This is a genomic window from Prauserella muralis, from assembly GCF_003202285.1.
GTDB lineage: Bacteria > Actinomycetota > Actinomycetes > Mycobacteriales > Pseudonocardiaceae > Prauserella_B > Prauserella_B muralis.
Genome location: NZ_MASW01000007.1, coordinates 944,396 through 960,905, shown reverse-complemented (window position 1 = coordinate 960,905; position 16,510 = coordinate 944,396). Strand labels below are relative to the sequence as shown.

Genomic DNA, 16,510 nt, shown 5'->3' with positions numbered 1-16,510 from the left:
TGCACTGTGGACAGATTCGAACCCGGCCGTCCGGAACGCAACTCGCCGTTCGCCATCGTGGGGGTGCTCACGCTGGTGCTGGGACTGGTCGTGGGAATCGCGCTCGCGGGAAGGGTGGTCCGCCCGATCCGAGGGATGGCCGTGGCCGCGCCGGGGGTGCTCGCCGACGGGGCGGGGCAGCCGTCGGCGGGTTCCCCACCACGGTCGGCCGAGCCGCGGCCGGTGGTCGAGCTGGGTGCCAACCCGCTGCTGGCGGACGGGGTGACGCTGCCCCGGATCACCTGCACGCTGCCCGAGCTGGGCCGGTCGGGGGCGCAGGTGCGGCGCTACTACGACGCGGCGCTGGGTTGCCTCGACGACGCGTGGCGGCCCGTGCTGGCCGCGGCACACGAGCCGTTCGCCGAGGCGGGCCTGAACATCGCGGCCGACGCGGACAGCAGCTGCGGCGACATGCCCGCCGAGGAGGAGGCGACCGCGTTCTACTGCGCGGCTGACGAGGTGATCTACATGCCCCGGCGGCGGTTGCTGGAGTACCTCGAGGTCTACGAACCCGCACACCTGGCCGTGCTGGCCCACGAGTACGCCCACCACGTCCAGAACCTCAGCGGGATCCTCGAGGCCGCGTCGCGGCGGCTCTTCGGCGCCGAGGAGGGCGGGCAGAAGGAGCTGCTGGTGACGCGGCGCATCGAACTGCAGGCCAACTGCTTCGCCGGTCTTTTCCTGGCCGGCGCTGCCGGGCGTGGCTCCCTGCCGTGGAGCGAGGCGCAGGCCGCCGTGAACGACTTCCGCAACAGCGTTGACAGCGACACCCACGGCACGCTGGAGAACCAGGTGCGCTGGGCCGAACGGGGGTTCGAGGAGGCCACGACCGCCGCCTGCGACACCTGGGACGTGCCCGCCCGCGACGTAGCGTGACGGCCGGGGCAGGTCCGAAGCCCGAAGTCGACCCGGACGATGACCTTTGCCGTTGTTCCCCTGGCCACTAACCTGGTGTGAACCAGATCACCAGGTGCGCGGGAGGAGAGCTTCATGCGGATTGCCGACCTGCTGCGGAGCAAGGGGTCCACCGTGGCGACCGTGACCCCGGAGACGACCGTCACGGAGCTCCTGGCCCGCCTCGCCGAGCACAACGTGGGCGCGCTCGTGGTCGTCGACCCACACGGCGGCGTGGCCGGCATCGTGTCCGAGCGCGACGTCGTGCGCCGCCTCCACCAGCACGGCCCCGACCTGCTGTCGCGGCGGGTCGCCGACATCATGACGACGATCGTGGCCACCTGCACGCCGCAGGACTCCGTCGACGAGCTCAGCGCCGTCATGACCGAACGGCGCATCCGGCACGTGCCCGTGCTGGTCGAGGGCAGGCTCGCCGGGATCGTGAGCATCGGCGACGTGGTGAAGTCCCGGATGGACGAGCTGCAGCAGAACCAGGAGCAGCTGGAGGCCTACATCTCAGGCGGGACGTTCCACAACGCGGGCTGACTCCCAGCCGCGCAGCACCTGGTCGATGCGGTCGCGGATCTCCTCGCGAGCCTGCGCCCTGGGAGTTCCGGACATCAACAGGTCGTCGTAGGGCGTGTCGTGGTGACGTACGGAGGCCACCACGGCGGCCCGCACCGCGTCCTCGTCGAACGCGCGCCCCGCGGCCGAGCGGCCGACCCTGCCGCTGCCGCGGGTGCCGGCATGCTCGGCGATGGCGCGGGCCCGCTCCGGCGGGCAGCCGGGAAACAGCAGCCGGATCCGCTCGGCGAAGGCGCTCTGGAACTCGACGTCCTGTCCCGCCCGCCGCTCGGCGTCGCGCACGCGGCGCCGAGCGCGCACGTCCTCGTCGGCAAGGCACTGCTCCTCGGCCCGCTCCAGCGCGCCGGGTTCGACGAGGATGCCCTGCCGCTCGTAGCGTTTGCGCCTGCGGTTGAAGCGCATGACGAGCACGCACAGGCCGCTCTCCTTCCTGGCGCGGCGGGACAGGGCCGCGTCGCCGGAGGGCAGGAACGTCAGATGGCCGAAGTCGGCGCAGCCCAGGCACAGCGGGCCCGCGTCCTCGAGGAGCGCGTGCTCACCGGACTCCGCCGCGAGCCCGCACTCGGCACACGTCCACGGCCCGCCGAGGGCCAGCACGGCCAGATCCGGGGCCTTGCTCTGGCGGGCCCGCAGCTGCTCGCGACGGGTGGCAGGCAGCGCGGGTGAGACCCAGTGCGTGCGGAAGAGCCGCTCCAGGTTCTCGTCACCACCGGCCGTGAACCGCAGCGGGCGTGCGTCGCGGGTGCGGGCGAGGTAGCCGATCTCGTCCGGCTCGAGGCCCTGATCGGCTGCCCACTCGCGCAGGTGGCCGAGCGCCTCGGCGAGCCGGTCGTCGTTCACCGCCGCGATGGCCGACAGATCCGGCACGCGGCCGCCGCGCCACTGCTCGACCCGGCTCGGTGGGAGCCAGCCCAGCACCGACAGCACCTCGACGGGCGCCACGTACTTCTGGTGCGCGAGCGCGGTCTCGGCGGCCGCGATCACCCGCCGGCGGAGCGTGGTCATGGCTCGCCAGGCTAGCGGACGAGGCTAGCTGGCCTCCGCGGCGAGGGTTTCGGCGAGTGCCGCGATGCCGGCGGTGACCGCGGCGCGCCCCTCGGCGTAGCCGGTGGAACCCGGTTGCCGGGTCAGCAGCGCGACGACGTAGCGGCTGCCGGAGCCGACGACGCCGGTGGTGTTGAGCACGAGGCCGTCGTCGATGCGCATCCAGCCCTGCTTGATGGCGTGGTCGGTGCCGGGCAGCGCGGCGGGGATGCCGAAGTGCTGGTCGAACCCGTCGAGCGCGAGCCGCTGCGCTCCGTTCAGCGCGCCGAGGACGAAGCCTGCGGCCCGCTCGGGCATCTCGGTGTCGAGGTAGTCGTAGACCGCCAGCACGTCGCGCGGGCTCATCGTCGTCAGCTCCCACTGGGAGGCGACCGCGGGCGGTGCCGTGTGCGACAGCCCCATCAGCTCGGCCATCTGGCGGTCGATCCGCGGGCCGCCATGGGCCTCCCACAGCGCCGAGGCGACCCAGTCGGCGCTGTCGGCGAGCATGGCGGTGAGGTTGTCCCGCTCGGGGCCCTCCGGCACCCGCCAGCCCGCCTCGCGCAGCACGTGCGCGGCGATGAGCAACTTGACCACGGATGCGGTGTAGAACGGCCGGTCGGCGTTGTGGCTGGTGAGCAGGGACCCGGTGAGGCGGTCGTGGACGGCGAGACCGATCTCGGTGCCCGGGACCAGCCGCGTGACGGCCTCGGTGACGGCCGTGGCCAGCTCCGCCCGCTCGTGGCGGGGAAGCGGGCTGGGGGAGGGTGAGGGGGAGACGGCAGTGGGCGTGGTGGAGTGGAGCGTGGGTTCGAGGCCGGTGCTCAGCGGTGACCGCTCGGTGTGGGAGGGGCTTCGGGCGGCCGCGACGACGAGCACGGCCACGACCGAGCCCGCCACCAGCAGGCTGAGGACGATCCGGCCGAGCCTCACCGGGCTATGCAATCACTCGAAAGGTTGGTTTTCGGTCAACCCGGGGTGAACATCGGACGCGGGCGTGAGGCACCGGAGTTCTTCGGCCCGACGCACCGTCGCGCCCGGCCGTCGCCGACGGGATCGGCTCACTGTCTTTCGTCGGGTTTGTCCCGGAATTCCTTGACACCGCCGAGGGATGCCCGGAAAAGTCAGGCCGTTCCGTCTCGCCGGCCACTGGGGGTTACGTGAGATTCCCGCGCCTGCCTCAGCTGCTCCTCGCCGCCGTCGTCGCGCTGCCCCTGGTGCCCGCGGCCGCCGCTGCCGAGCCACCGCCGCAGCCGGTGTTCCGGGACGGGCAGGCCCAGCCCGTCTTCGGCACGGCCGACGCCGTGCGCGAGAGCCTGTGGGTGAAGGCGCCCGTCGACAGCGATCACGACGGCGCCGACGATCTCGTGCATGTCGAGGTCGTCCGGCCCCAGGCCACCGAGGACGGCCTGCGGGTGCCGGTGGTGTACCAGGCGAGCCCGTACTACGCGGGCGGCAACGACATCACCAACCACGACGTCGACGTCGAGCTGTACGTGCCGGGCCGGGGCAAGCCCGCGCCCGCCATCACCTGGCGCTACGAGGAGTACCTGGTGTCGCGAGGCTTCGCCGTCGTCTACGCCGAGTCGCTCGGCAGCGGGGAGTCCACCGGCTGCCCCACCACGGGCGGTGAGAACGAGACGATCGGCGCCCGCTCGGTGGTCGACTGGCTCAACGGCAGGGCGAGCGCGCGCGACGCCACCGGCAACCCCGTGGTCGCCGACTGGGCCACCGGCAAGACGGCGATGATGGGTGTGTCGTACAACGGCACGCTCCCCAATGCGGTCGCGAGCACGGGCGTGGAGGGCCTGGAGACGATCGTGCCGATCGCCGCCATCTCCGACTGGTACGACTACTACCGCGAGGACGGTGCCGTCGTGGCGCCCGGCGGGTACCAGGGCGAGGACGCCGACGTGCTGGCCGAGTACGTCTACACGCGGGCCGACCGGGAGATCTGCCGTCCCGTGATCGACCGGCTCGCCGCCGAGCAGGACCGCGTCACCGGTGACTACAGCGAGTTCTGGCACGAGCGGAACTATCTCCACGACGTGGACAAGGTGCGGGCCTCGGTGCTGGCCGTGCACGGGCTCAGCGACTGGAACGTCACGGTCAGCCAGGTTTCGCGCTGGTACCGAGCGCTGGCCGAGCACGGGGTCGAGCGCAAGATCTGGCTGCACCAGTCGGGGCACACCGACCCGTACAACCTGCGGCGGGACGAGTGGCTGCGGACGCTGAACCGCTGGTTCTCGCACTACCTGTACGGCATCGACAACGGGGTGGAGCGCGAGCCGAGGGCCACGATCCAGCGGGAGGACCTGTCCTGGACCGAGGAGGCCGACTGGCCGGCTCCGGGCTCGCGCCCCGCGACCGTCCACCCGCGACCCGGCGGCAGGGGACACGGTGAGCTCGACGTGCGCGGTGCTCTCAAGGGCCGTCCGGTGGTGGAGAGCCTCACCGACGACGCGACGAAGAAGGTGGAGCAGCTCGCCGAGGCGGCATCGTCACCGCACCGCCTCTCCTACGCCACCCCCGCGGCGCGCCAGTCCGTGCGGCTGAGCGGAACCCCCGAGGTGGACCTGCGGGTGGAGTTCAGCAGGCCTGCGGCCAACGTCACCGGTGTCCTGGTGGACCGCGCGCCCGACGGCACGCGATCCGTCATCACCCGCGGCTGGACCGATCCGCAGAACCGCAGGGATCCCGCGCGTACCGACCGGATCGTGCCGGGGGTGCCGTACCGGGTGTCGTTCGCGCTGCAGCCGCAGGACTACGTGCTCGCCGCGGGCCACAGCCTGGAGTTCGTGCTGCTGTCCAGTGACCACGACTTCACGTTGCGGCCGAAGCCGGGTGCCGGGCTGGCGATCCACCTCAACCGCACGTCGGTGACCCTTCCGGTGGTCGGCGGACCCGCCACCCTGCGGGCCGCGTTCTAGGCCCCGCGAGTCCTGCGTTCAGGCCCGCGAGTCCTGCGTTCAGGCCCGCGAGTTCTGCGTTCAGGCCCGCGAGTCCTGCGTTCACGTGTTCACGGGCGTGCGCGGTGGCGCGGGCGCAGGGCGATAGCACACGCCACCGACAGAAACCGGCTCCGCGCACCGAGTTGTTCCACCCACCGCGAGTTGTCCACAGATTCGGCCTCACCGCCCCAATCCCGGACGCGGCGGCGGATCGTGGAGCCATGACCACCTCACCCACGGCAGGGGCCGTCACGGTCGACCTGCGCAAACCAGACCAGCTGCTCGCCGCGATCCCGCACCTGCTCGGGTTCCGTCCCGAACGGTCGATCCTCGTGCTCGCGCACGCCGGAGACCAGGCCAACCGGATCGGTCATGCGCTCAGGGCGGACCTGCCGCCCCCCGGGCGCGAACATGAGCTCGCGAAGGTGCTGCACAGGCCGCTGCGTCAGGAAGGCACCCACGCGGTCACCCTCGCCGTCGTCGGCAACAGCCCGGAGGAGCGAGCGGAAAGTCCGCCGCACCGCGGGCTCGTCGACACGGTTCGCGCGCTGCTCTCCGCGGGCGGCGTGCGCACGATGCACGCGTTGTGGGTCCCGGAGATCCGCGAGGGAGCCGCCTGGTGCTGCTACGACGAGCCCGGCTGCGGCGGCACGCTGCCAGACCCGGCGTCCACCGTGCTCGCCGCCGTGGCGGCACACGCGGGGCTGGTCACCTACGGCAGCAGGCAGGAGTCGGCTCGTCGCCTGACGCCCGACGATCCGGCCGCACTGCGGCGCAGAGCCGGCCTGTTGCGGGCCAGGGCGGCCGAGTTCCCTGCGGCGAGCGGTGTGGCACTGGCGCACGGTTACCGGCTCGTCCGCGACGCGCTCCGGCGCGCCGAGTGTGGCACGCCCTCGTTCACCGACGGCGAGGTCGCCGATCTCGCCTGCGCGCTGGAGTTGCCGGAGGTGCGCGACGCCTGCCTCGCCACGGCGTTGCCGCCCGGCACGCCTCGTGCGGCCACGGCGGAACGGTTGTGGCTGGCGCTGGTCCGCGCCATCCCCGCGCCCGAGCGGGCGCAGGCCGCAAGCCTGCTGGCGTACTCCGCCTACGTCCGCGGGGACGGCGCGCTCGCCGGTATGGCGGCGACGAACGCCCGGGAGGCCGACCCGCAGCACATGCTGGCCGGACTGCTGGAGCAGGCGCTGCACCACGCCCTGCCGCCGCGCAGGCTCGCCCAGCTGGGTCAGGCCTGTGACGGTGCGGCGCTGTGGGGCTCGGACCCTCCCGGCGAGCCGGGGACCCCGCCTACGCCGGGTTCGCCGCCCGCTGCTGGGTGAAACGCCACGCGTCCTCGACGATGCCGGCGAGGTCGGTGCGCTCGGGCTTCCAGCCCAGGCGCTCCCTGGCCTGCTCGCTGGCGGCGACCAGCACGGCCGGGTCGCCGGCCCGGCGCTGGCTCACGACAGCGGGGATCGGGTGGCCGGTCACCGTGCGGCAGGCCTCGATGACCTGCCGGACGGAGAAGCCGGTGCCGTTGCCGAGGTTGTAGATCTGGTGCTCCCCGGCCCGGGTGTGCTCCAGCGCGAGCAGGTGTGCGTCGGCCAGGTCGGCGACGTGGATGTAGTCGCGCACCGCCGTGCCGTCGTCGGTGGGGTAGTCGTCGCCGTAGATCTGCACCTGCGCGCGGTCACCGGTGGCGACCTGCAGCACCAGCGGGATCAGATGGGTCTCGGTGGCGTGGCGTTCCCCGAACCGGCCGTAGGCGCCGGCCACGTTGAAGTACCGCAGGCTCACCGCGGCCAGCCCGTGCGCCCGGGCGTAGCTGGAGATGGCGTGGTCGATGGCGAGCTTGGTGGCGCCGTAGGTGTTGGTCGGCCGGGTCGGCGCCGTCTCGGGGATCGGGCTCGTCTCCGGCTCGCCGTAGGTCGCGGCCGTGGACGAGAACACCAGCCGCGGCGTGCCGTGGGCGCGCATCGCGTCGAGCAACTGCAGGGAGGTGAGGACGTTGCCGTGCCAGTAGAGCGACGGGTCCTGCATGGACTCGCCGACGAGCGATTTCGCGGCGAAATGCAGGACGCCGTCGAACCCCTCGGCCAGCAGGGTGGGCGCGACCTCGGCCGCGTTGCCCTCCACGAAGCGGGCCCCCTCGGGTACCGCGTCGGCGTGGCCGGTGGACAGGTCGTCGACGACGGTGACCTCGTGCCCGGCCTCGAGCAGCCGCGCGGCGCACACACTGCCGACATAACCTGCGCCGCCTGTGACGACCAGCTTCCTGGGCTTGTTCGGCGTCGCGCTGTCGGTGGGCATCGGCGTTTCCGGGCCTTTCGGTGAGGAACGACTAGGGACGGAGGTGGTTGCACGCAGCCTAGGACCACGAGCCGTGCCGCGGGTGCGGGGCCTGCCGCGGCTCGCGCTACGCCAGTGTGCACCGGCCCGCCGGAGCCGACGGAACCCGGGTCACGCCGGGTGCCGCCCGTTCAGGCGAGCTGCTCGCGGCCGGCGCCCGCCGAGGGAACCGCCGCGAACAGGCGGGGCCTGCGCAGCCCCTGCCGGGCGAAAGCCGTGGTGACGGCCTGCTCGACGGCTCGCTGGTCGGACTCGCGCACCAGCGCGATCGCGGAGCCACCGAACCCGCCACCGGTCATCCGGGCGCCCAGAGCGCCCGCCTCGCGGGCGGTGTCCACCGCCAGGTCGAGTTCGGGAGCCGAGATGCGGTAGTCGTCGCGCATGCTGCGGTGGGAGGCGTCGAGCAGCGGACCGATCTCGGCGATGCGGCCCGCGCGCAGGTGCCCGACGACGTCGAGAACCCGGGCGTTCTCGGTGACGACGTGCCGCACCAGCGGGCGCAGCTCGTCCGGCAGCGCCTCCAGCGCGGCGGCCAGCCCCGCGGGGGTGACGTCCCGCAACGCGGGCACGCCGAGCAGGTCGGCGGCGCGTTCGGTGCCGCGGCGGCGCTCGGCGTAGCCGGATTCGCTGTGGGCGTGCTTGACGCGGGTGTCGATCACCAGCACCCGCAGTCCGGTGCTCGCCGTGTCGAACGGCACCTGCTCGCGTTCGCCGGTGCGCACATCGAGGAACAGCACGTGCCCGGCCACGCAGCACAGCGACGCCGTCTGGTCGAGCACGCCGGTGGGGACGCCGACGAACTCGTTCTCGGCCCGCTGTGCCCACCGGGCGATCTCGGCCCGGCGCGGCTCGTCCGGCTCGTCGTACCCGGCGACGCCGCGCAGTGCGAGTGCCACCGCGCACTCGATGGCCGCCGAGGAGGACAGCCCCGCGCCGGTGGGCACGTCGCCCGCGATGACGACATCGGCACCCCCGCCGATGCCGTGCTCGCGCAGCACCCAGGCAACCCCGGCCGGGTAGGCGGCCCAGCCGTCCGGCCGCCCCGGTCGCAGGTCGGCGAGGGTCAGCGGCCCGGCCTGCTGGATCCGGCCGTCGGAGCCCAGGGTCGCCAGCGTGAGTGCCGCGTCCTGCCGCGGGGACACCGCGGCGGCCAGCCGGTGGGGCAGCGCGAACGGCAGGACGTAGCCGTCGTTGTAGTCGGTGTGCTCGCCGATCAGGTTGACCCGGCCGGGCGCCGCCCACACGCCCTCCGGCTGCCTGCCGTGCAGCGTGCGGAAGGCGTCGGCGGCCGCCCGGGCGGGGCTCACCGCGGGTGCGGCGACCCCGCTGGACGGCGCTGGGGTCATCGAGCCTGCGCGAGCACGGCGTGCAGGACGGACGTGGCGACGTACGCGGAACGGTGGTCGTCGGAGACCTCGACGGTGGTGGTCGCACCGCCACCGTTGATCTTGCCGACCCGCACGGTGTGGCCCGGCACGATGCCGACGGCCTTCAGCTCCGTCATCAGGCCCTCGTCGAGCTGCACGTGCTCGGCGATCCTGCGGATCTCCACCTTGCCGCCACCCGAGCGCGCGACCTCGTCCAGGCGCACGAGATCGGCCTCGGCAGGCGGAGCCGGCTCACCCTCGCCGAGCTTGTCCAGCCCCGGGATCGGGTTGCCGTACGGCGAGGTGGTGGGGTGGTCGAGCAGCTGGACGAGCTTGCGTTCCACGGCCTCGCTCATCACGTGCTCCCAGCGGCACGCCTCGTTGTGCACGTGCTCCCACTCGAGGCCGATGACGTCCACGAGCAGGCGTTCGGCGAGCCGGTGCTTGCGCATGACGGCCACCGCCAGCTCACGGCCGTGGTCGGTGAGTTGCAGATGCCGGTCGTCGGCGACCACCACCAGCCCGTCCCGCTCCATCCGCGCCACCGTCTGGCTCACGGTGGGTCCGCTCTGCTGCAGCCGCTCCGCAATGCGGGCGCGCAGCGGTACGACACCCTCTTCCTCGAGCTCGTAGATGGTGCGCAAGTACATCTCGGTGGTGTCGATGAGATCGTTCACGCCTGTCCCCTTTGTTCGCCAAACTCATGGTAGTCGTTCACCCCGACGGTTACGGCAGGCGATCAGGTAACGACCGCCGCTCCTGCGACACGCCGTCCACGCTGCGTGAATGTCGGACCGCGGAGGAAGATGAGCGAATGCGCCCCGTGATCAGCACCGCCGACCTGGCCGCCCTGCTGGACGGCGAGCCGTCCGCCCGCCCCGCCGTGCTCGACGTGCGCTGGCGGCTGAACGGACCCCCTGGCATCGAGTCCTATCACGCCGGGCATCTGCCCGGTGCCGTGTACGTGGACGTCGACACCGAGCTGGCCGCCCCGCCCGGCGCCGGGGGCAGGCACCCGCTGCCCGACCCCGCGGCGCTGCAGCGGGTGCTGCGCGCGGCGGGCGTGCGCTCCGGCGGGCTCGTGGTGGCCTACGACGACGGCGACTCCTCCGTCGCTGCCAGGGCATGGTGGCTGTTGCGCTGGGCGGGACACACCGAGGCCGCCGTGCTCGACGGCGGCTTCGCGGCGTGGCAGGCCGAGGGCAGGCCCGTCACCACCGGGCCCCTCGCGCCGCCCGAGGGCGACATCGAGGTGCGCCCGGGCGGCATGCCCGTGCTGGGCGCCGACGAGGCAGCCGCCCTGGCTCGCCGGGGCGTGCTGCTCGACGCCCGCGCACCGCAGCGCTACACCGGCGAGGCCGAGCCCGTGGACCCCCGCCCCGGACACGTGCCGGGTGCGGTCAACGCGCCCTTCGCCGGGCACACGGGCCAGGACGGACGGTGGCGCGGCCCCGGCGAGCTGGCCCGGCACTTCGCGGACCTGGGGGTCCGCGACGACGTGCCGGTGGGTGCCTACTGCGGCTCCGGCATCACCGCGAGCTCGATCGTGCTGGCGCTGGAGCTCGCCGGGCGCGCCGAGCCCGCCGCGCTCTACGCGGGATCGTGGTCGCACTGGTCGGCCGACCCGGCTCGTCCCGCCGCGACGGGCCCGGAACCCGGGTAGCCCGGCCACCATGTGCGCGGCCTTCCCGCGGCGGGGGTCTCCGTTAGTCTCGGTTCATGGCCCCCTCCGCTGTCGTCTGGGACCCGGCACTGCTCGGCTACGACCTTGGCGGTGAGCATCCGTTCAACCCCGTCCGGCTCGACCTGACCATCCGGCTGGCGACCGCGCTCGGCGTGCTCGACGACGTGCCCCTGCTCGTGCCGGAGCCCGCGACGGAGGCCGAGCTGTACCGCGCGCACGCCGCCGAGTACCTCGAGGCCGTCAAGCAGGCACCCATGGCGGGCTGGGACGTCGGGCACGGGCTCGGCACCCCGGACAACCCCGTGTTCACCGACATGCACGAGGCGGCCTCGCTGGTCGTCGGCTCCACGCTGCTCGGCGCACGCTGCCTCGCCGAGGGCAAGGCGCAGCGGGCGGTGAACATCGCGGGCGGGCTGCACCACGCCATGCGTGACCACGCCTCCGGCTTCTGCGTCTACAACGACGTCTCGGTGGCGATCTCCTGGCTGCTCGACCACGGCTTCGACCGCATCGCCTACATCGACACCGACGTCCACCACGGCGACGGCGTGCAGGCCGCCTTCTACGGCGATCCCCGCGTGCTGACCGTCTCGCTGCACCAGCACCCGTTCACGCTGTTCCCCGGCACCGGCTACTCCGGCGAGACGGGCGCCGAGGGCGCCGAGGGCAGCGCCGTCAACGTCCCGCTGCCGCCCCGCACCAAGGACGCGGGCTGGCTGCGGGCCTTCCACGCGGTCGTGCCGTCGCTGCTGGCCGAGTTCCGCCCGCAGCTGCTGGTGAGCCAGTGCGGGGTCGACTCCCACGACGAGGACCCGCTGGCCGACCTCGCGCTCACCGTCGACGGCCACCGCACCCTGTACCGCACGCTGCGGGAGCTCGCCGACACCCATGCCGACGGCAAGTGGCTCGCCGTGGGCGGTGGCGGCTACCAGCTGCTGCGCGTGGTGCCCCGCTCGTGGACGCACCTGATCGCCACGGTGCTCGACCGGGACGTCCCGCCGGAGACGCCGCTGCCGCCCGCGTGGACCGAGCACGTGCGCGGTCTCGCCCCCCACGCGGAGCTGCCGCTGTCGATGGGCGACGGCGGCGACACCGGGTTCTCCCCGTGGGGCGACGGCCTCGACGATGCGGTCGACGTGGCGATCCGGGACACGCGCAGGGCGGTCTTCCCACTGCATGGCCTCGACCCCGACGATCCGCGAGACTGACGCCCATGACCGGTGACAGTGGCGAGCGGCCGCGCGACCCCTTCGACTACCCGCGTCACTGGGAGGCCGACGTCCTGCTCTCCGACGGCGGCACCGTGCACCTGCGGCCGGTGGTGCCCACCGACGCCGACGGGCTCGTCGCGCTGCACGGCAGGCTCTCCGAACGCACCCGCTACCTGCGCTACTTCGGCGCCTACCCGCGCATCCCCGCGCGTGACCTCGAACGGTTCTCGACCGTCGACCACCACGACCGGGTGGCCTTCGTGGCACTGCTCGGCGACGACGTCGTCGCGGTCGGCCGCTACGAACGGCTGGACGAGTCCTCCGCCGAGGTCGCGTTCGTCGTCGACGACGCCCACCAGGGCCGCGGGCTGGGCTCGATCCTGCTGGAGCACCTGGCGGCCGCGGCGTCCGAGAGCGGGCTGCGCCGGTTCGTCGCCGAGGTACTGGCCGAGAACTCCGCGATGATCCGCGTGTTCCGCGACGCCGGCTACCAGGTGAGCCGCGCGTTCGAGGAGGGCGTGGTGCATCTGGAGTTCGACATCGACCCCACCGAGGAGTCGCTGGCCGTGGCCAGGGCCAGGGAACAGGCGGCGGAGGCGCGCAGCGTGCACAACCTGCTGCATCCGCACTCGGTCGCGGTCATCGGCGCCTCCACCGACTCGACCAAGATCGGCTACGCGGTGCTGACCAACCTGCTCTCCGCCGACTTCGCGGGCACCGTGTACCCGGTCAACCCCGAACGCACCTCGGTGCGCGGCGTGCGGGCCTACAAGTCGGTGCTGGAGATTCCCGACCCGGTGGACCTCGCGATCGTCGCGGTGCCGGCCGACCAGGTGGAGTCGGTGCTGGACGGGGCGCTCGCCAAGGGCGTGAAGACGCTCGTCATCGTCTCGTCCGGCTTCGCCGAGGCCGGGCCGCACGGCCTGCACGCAGAACTGCGGCTCGTCGGCGAGGCCCGGGCACACGGCATGCGCGTGGTCGGGCCCAACGCGCTCGGCGTGCTCAACACCGACCCGGCTGTGCGGCTCAACGCCACTCTGGCACCCCGGCTGCCGCAACGCGGCCGCACGGGGTTCTTCTGCCAGTCCGGTGCGCTGGGCATCGCGATCCTCGCCGACGCCGAGGCGCGCGGCCTCGGCCTTTCGACGTTCGTCTCGGCGGGCAACCGCGCCGACGTCTCCGGCAACGACCTGCTCCAGTACTGGGAGACCGACCCGAACACCGACCTGGTGCTGCTGTATCTGGAGTCGTTCGGCAACCCTCGCAAGTTCGCGCGGCTGGCCCGCAGGCTCGCCCGCACCAAGCCGATCGTGGCGGTGAAGTCCGGAAGGCACGCCGTGCGCCCGCAGCTGGCCGCGACCTCCGCCGACATCGACGAGTCGAGCGTGCAGGCGCTGTTCGAGCAGGCCGGGGTCGTGCGCGTGGACTCGCTGGCGCAGCTGTTCGACACGGCGCTGGTCTTCGCCCACCAGCCGCTGCCAGGTGGCTCGCGGATCGCGATCGTCGGCAACTCCAGCGCCATCGGGCTGCTCGCCGCCGACACCGCCAAGGCGCAGGGGCTGCGGCTCGGCATCGACCCGGTGGACATCGGTCCGCAGGCCTCGCCGGAGGAGTTCGCCGCGGCGGTGGGGGAGGCGCTCGCCTCGCCGGAGGTGGACGCCCTGGTGGCGGTGTTCGTGCCGCCCGTCGCCATCCCGGGCACCGCGTACGCGCGGGCGTTGCGGGACACCGTGCTCGCCGACGGCGCCGGGCCACGCAAGCCGGTGGTGTCGACCTTCCTCGCCGCCGAGGGTGTGCCCGCGGAGCTGGCGGTGCTGGACGAGGCGGGCGCGCCGACGTTCGGCTCCATCCCGTCGTATCCCAGCCCCGAGCGTGCCGTGAACGCGCTGGCCAGGACGGTTCGGTACGCGGCATGGCGGCAGCGGCCGCAGGGCACGATCGTCCGGCCGGCCGGCCTGCATCCCGAGCAGGCGGGTGGCCTGGTGCGGGAGTTGCTGCCGGGCGAGCACAACGTCGTGCTGCGCGACGACGACGTGCTGCGGCTGCTCGCCTGCTACGGCATCGAGGTGGTGCCGTTCCGGCTGGTGTCCGGCGAGGACGACGCCGTGGCCGCGGCCGCCGAGCTCGGCTACCCGGTGACGCTCAAGGCCTACGACGAGAGCCTGCGCGGCAGGCCGGACCTGGCCGGGGTGCGGCTCGACCTCACCTCGGAGGACTCGGTGCGGGTCAGCTACCGGGACCTGCGCGCGCTGTCCGAGAACGACGAGGTGTACGTGCAGCGGATGGCGCCCAAGGGGCTGTCCTGCGTCATCGGGCTGCAGGACGACCCGTCGTTCGGCACACTGGTGTCGTTCGGACTGTCCGGAGTGGTTAGTTCGTTGCTCGGTGACCAGGCGTTCCGGGCGGTGCCACTGACCGATGTGGACGCCGCGACGCTCGTCCGCGAGCCGAGGACGGCGCCGCTGCTGACCGGTTACCGTGGCGACGAGCCCGCCGACCTTGCCGCGTTGCAGGATCTGGTGCTGCGGGTGGCGGCGCTGGCTGAGGACAACCCGGAGGTCCGGTCGCTGACCCTGGACCCGATCCTGGCCTCGCCGGAGGGCGCGTTCGTCACCAACGCGCGGATCGTGCTGGGGCCGCCGCCGTCGCGGCCTGACTCGGGTCCCCGGAGGCTGAGGCCGATCAACGCTCCGCAGGGCTGAGGCGCCCGCCCGGCGGCGAGCCGAAGGGCACCTTGGGTACGCGATAGGTACCCAAGAGCACCGTGGGTGCGGGTGGCGGCGCGGCTAGTGCAGGATCCAGCCTCCGTCGACGCAGAGGGTTTGGCCGGTCATGAATGCGCTGGCTTCTCCGGTGAGGAAGCTGACCACGCCGGCGATGTCGGTGGCCTGGCCGCGGCGTTGCAGGATCTGGTTGCTCAGTACGATCCGGCGTACCTCGTCCTGCTGGGGGAAGGCTTCCAGTTCTTCCTCGGTCTGGATGGCGCCGGGCATGACGCAGTTGACGCGGATGTTGCGCGGGCCGAGCTCGCGCGCCAGCGAGCGGGTGAATCCGAGCAGGCCGGCCTTGGTCGTGGCGTAGTGCAGCGCGTTGGGTGCGCCGAGCTGGGCCTGCACGCTGCTGACGGTGACGATCGTGCCGCCGTCGGGCCCGTGCCGGCCGCCGAAGCCGCGGCGGCAGCACAGCAGGGCGCCCTTGAGGTTGACGGCGGTGACCCGGTCCCATTCGGACTCGGTGATGGTGTCCCAGGCCAGCCTGCCGGTGACGGCGGCGTTGAGCACGAGCGTGTTCACCGGGCCGAACTGGTTCTCGCACAGCGAGAACATCTCGTCCACGGCCGGGGCGGAGGTGACGTCGGCGGGGAACACGTCGGCGGTGCCGCCCTCGCGGTGGATGGTGGCCACGACTTCCTTGGCGGCGGCCAGCATGCCCTCGTCGGGGTAGCAGTTGACGGCCACGGCCATGCCGTCGGCGGCCAGTCTGCGGGCCACGGCGGCGCCGATGCCGCGGGACGCGCCCGTCACCAGTGCCACGCCGCTCATCGCGTCACCTCCGTGAACGGGTGCGCGGCCAGCCCGCGCGCGGGAACCTCGGCCGCGTAGAGCAGCCCGCCGCCGGGCGGGCTCTCGTGGTCGGCGGTGGTGATGTAGAGCGTGCCGAGGCCGGGACCGCCGAACACGCAACTCGTGGTGCACGGGGTGGGCACCTCGACCAGCGCCGTGATGGCGCCGGTGCCGGGATCCAGCCGCCACACCTGCCCCGGCCCCCACACGGCCAGCCAGATCCCCCCGCCGGTGTCGATCGCCAGCCCGTCCGGCAGCCCGATCTCCGCGGGCACCGTGCGCAGCAGCCGCGACCGGCCCAGTTCACCGGTGGCCAGGTCGTACTCCCACGCGGTGACGGTGCCCGCGGCGCTGTCGACGTGGTAGAGCACCTCGCCCCCGGGGGAGAAGCCGATCCCGTTGGACATGCCCACACCGGTGACGTGCGCGGTGACCTCACGCCCGTCGAACCGGAACAACGCGCCACGCCCGCTGCCGTCCCGCACCGCCGAACCCGCCCAGCAGCGGCCCCGGGCATCGATCGCGCCGTCGTTCATCGACACCGAAGCCTCACCCAGCACCGTGGCCAGCGGGGTGACCGCGCCGCTGTCCGGATCCACCCAGCCGAACCCGCTACCGGTGACAGCGAACAACTCCGCGCCCGGCCCGGCCTCGACGGCGGTGACCCGGCCCGACAGCGCCACCGAACGCTCCACACCGTCCAGCCCCCGCGTGTGCAGCCACCGCCCGGTCACATCCAGCCAGCGCAGGCCCACACCCTCCTGCCACAACGGCGACTCACCCAGCGCCGCCACGATCCCGGACACGGCAACCGCCTCGACCACCACGTCAGGCGACGACGCCGTGCCCATCCCGCTCACCCACC

The 16,510-nt window shown here is 73.1% G+C and carries 14 protein-coding genes; 7 read left to right on the top strand and 7 right to left on the bottom strand.

The features are described from left to right. The first annotated feature begins 6 nt into the window (after positions 1-6). Together BAY60_RS34205 and BAY60_RS34200 are read left to right on the top strand one after the other, a co-directional pair. A complete protein-coding gene (locus tag BAY60_RS34205) occupies positions 7-915 on the top strand; it encodes a neutral zinc metallopeptidase (protein ID WP_112285489.1) in 909 nt (302 codons plus the stop codon). Between the two features lie 114 nt (positions 916-1,029). Next, positions 1,030-1,479, top strand: a complete 450-nt coding sequence (locus tag BAY60_RS34200) for a CBS domain-containing protein (protein ID WP_112285488.1) — start codon at positions 1,030-1,032, stop codon at positions 1,477-1,479. On the opposite strand, the gene BAY60_RS34195 is transcribed toward BAY60_RS34200, so the two are convergent. Both BAY60_RS34195 and BAY60_RS34190 read right to left on the bottom strand, forming a co-directional pair. Beyond that, a complete protein-coding gene (locus tag BAY60_RS34195; RefSeq protein WP_112285487.1) occupies positions 1,450-2,523 on the bottom strand; it encodes a DUF2293 domain-containing protein in 1,074 nt (357 codons plus the stop codon). The genes BAY60_RS34200 and BAY60_RS34195 overlap by 30 nt on opposite strands. Positions 2,524-2,547: 24 nt before the next feature. Beyond that, complete coding sequence (locus tag BAY60_RS34190; protein WP_112285486.1) at positions 2,548-3,474, bottom strand: serine hydrolase; 927 nt, start codon at positions 3,472-3,474, stop codon at positions 2,548-2,550. Between the two features lie 227 nt (positions 3,475-3,701). Between BAY60_RS34190 and BAY60_RS34185 the strand changes: the two genes are divergently transcribed. Both BAY60_RS34185 and BAY60_RS34180 read left to right on the top strand, forming a co-directional pair. Beyond that, the gene (locus BAY60_RS34185) at positions 3,702-5,471 is read left to right on the top strand and encodes a Xaa-Pro dipeptidyl-peptidase (protein ID WP_245992929.1); all 1,770 of its coding nucleotides are present in this window, start codon (positions 3,702-3,704) and stop codon (positions 5,469-5,471) included. Between the two features lie 242 nt (positions 5,472-5,713). Further along, entirely contained in the window at positions 5,714-6,811 is a 1,098-nt protein-coding gene (locus BAY60_RS34180) for a DUF4192 domain-containing protein (protein ID WP_112285485.1), read from the top strand. Here the strand turns inward: BAY60_RS34180 and galE are convergent. From galE to BAY60_RS34165, 3 genes are all read right to left on the bottom strand, one after another. Then, positions 6,780-7,781 (bottom strand): UDP-glucose 4-epimerase GalE, encoded by a 1,002-nt coding sequence (galE, locus tag BAY60_RS34175; protein ID WP_112285484.1) that lies wholly within the window; start codon positions 7,779-7,781, stop codon positions 6,780-6,782. The genes BAY60_RS34180 and galE overlap by 32 nt on opposite strands. Before the next feature lie 170 nt (positions 7,782-7,951). Then, positions 7,952-9,127: a galactokinase gene (gene galK, locus BAY60_RS34170; protein ID WP_112285483.1), complete on the bottom strand. Its 1,176-nt coding sequence runs from the start codon at positions 9,125-9,127 to the stop codon at positions 7,952-7,954. Between the two features lie 35 nt (positions 9,128-9,162). Next, a complete protein-coding gene (locus BAY60_RS34165; protein ID WP_112285482.1) occupies positions 9,163-9,864 on the bottom strand; it encodes an iron-dependent transcriptional repressor DtxR in 702 nt (233 codons plus the stop codon). Between the two features lie 137 nt (positions 9,865-10,001). Between BAY60_RS34165 and BAY60_RS34160 the strand changes: the two genes are divergently transcribed. The 3 genes from BAY60_RS34160 to BAY60_RS34150 are packed head-to-tail and all read left to right on the top strand — an operon-like array spanning position 10,002 to position 14,784. Next, a complete protein-coding gene (locus BAY60_RS34160; protein WP_112285481.1) occupies positions 10,002-10,850 on the top strand; it encodes a sulfurtransferase in 849 nt (282 codons plus the stop codon). 56 nt (positions 10,851-10,906) lie between these two features. After that, positions 10,907-12,079, top strand: coding sequence for an acetoin utilization protein AcuC (locus BAY60_RS34155; RefSeq protein WP_112285480.1), 1,173 nt, complete (start codon positions 10,907-10,909; stop codon positions 12,077-12,079). A gap of 5 nt (positions 12,080-12,084) precedes the next feature. Then, on the top strand, positions 12,085-14,784 hold the full coding sequence (locus BAY60_RS34150) for a bifunctional acetate--CoA ligase family protein/GNAT family N-acetyltransferase (RefSeq protein ID WP_112285479.1): 2,700 nt from the start codon (positions 12,085-12,087) through the stop codon (positions 14,782-14,784). An 84-nt stretch (positions 14,785-14,868) separates the two neighbouring features. Here BAY60_RS34150 and BAY60_RS34145 read toward each other — a convergent pair whose 3' ends face one another. Both BAY60_RS34145 and BAY60_RS34140 read right to left on the bottom strand, forming a co-directional pair. After that, entirely contained in the window at positions 14,869-15,624 is a 756-nt protein-coding gene (locus BAY60_RS34145) for an SDR family NAD(P)-dependent oxidoreductase (RefSeq protein WP_112285478.1), read from the bottom strand. Next, positions 15,621-16,496, bottom strand: a complete 876-nt coding sequence (locus BAY60_RS34140) for an SMP-30/gluconolactonase/LRE family protein (RefSeq protein WP_112285477.1) — start codon at positions 16,494-16,496, stop codon at positions 15,621-15,623. The genes BAY60_RS34145 and BAY60_RS34140 overlap by 4 nt, the downstream gene beginning before the upstream one ends. Between the last annotated feature and the right edge of the window lie 14 nt (positions 16,497-16,510).